Source organism: Streptomyces sp. SID3212, from assembly GCF_009865405.1.
GTDB lineage: Bacteria > Actinomycetota > Actinomycetes > Streptomycetales > Streptomycetaceae > Streptomyces.
Window position 1 is genome coordinate 1 of record NZ_WWJY01000577.1, and the last position, 648, is coordinate 648.

The following is a 648-nucleotide window of genomic DNA, read 5'->3' on the forward strand; positions in this document are numbered from 1 at the left end:
AGGGGCCGCAGCGAGCGCCGGCGCGACGCCACCCTCGACCGGGCGCTGGTCACCTGGCTGCCCGCCACCTCCCTCGTGCTGCTGGCCGCCGCGATGCTCTACGCCGGCTGGTCCCGTCCCCGCTGGGTCTCCTCCGGCGCGCTCCCCAGCGATCTCACCTTCCGGGTCATCGTCCTCGCCCAGGTCGCCCTGATCCTCGCCCTGCTGGTCACCGCGTGCGCCCTGCACCGCAGGGCCCCGCACGCCAGGACCGCCCTGTGGGGCCTCGGCGGCCCCGCCGTCGCGATGCTCGCCTGCGGCCTGGCCGGGGTGATGACCGGCGGCATCGCCCAGCGCGTCGCCGACTGGCTCGACCGCGGCGCCACCCCCGGCATGGGCGAGGGCGCGATGGCCGGCCCGCCCGTGCTGCTCAGCTGGCAGGCGGCCGCCATCCCCGTCCTGCTGGTGCTGCTCCTCGTCCCGCTGACGGTCCTCGCCGTCCGTACGGTCCGCGCCGGACGCCGGCTGGCCCCGGTCGTGGAGGCGGAGTACGGCGACGTGACCGTCGACGCCCTCCGTACCCGCCAGATCGCGGGCGCCCGCGCGCGGGCCGCGCTGACCGACGCGGCCCCCTGGCTCGTCGGCACGCTCTCCGGGGCCGCCCTGCTG

Annotated in this window: 1 pseudogene; it reads left to right on the forward strand. The window is 78.2% G+C overall.

Annotated features, from left to right (window positions below):
* Positions 1 to 648 (forward strand): annotated as a pseudogene (locus tag GT042_RS17175) (hypothetical protein); the annotation flags it as partial.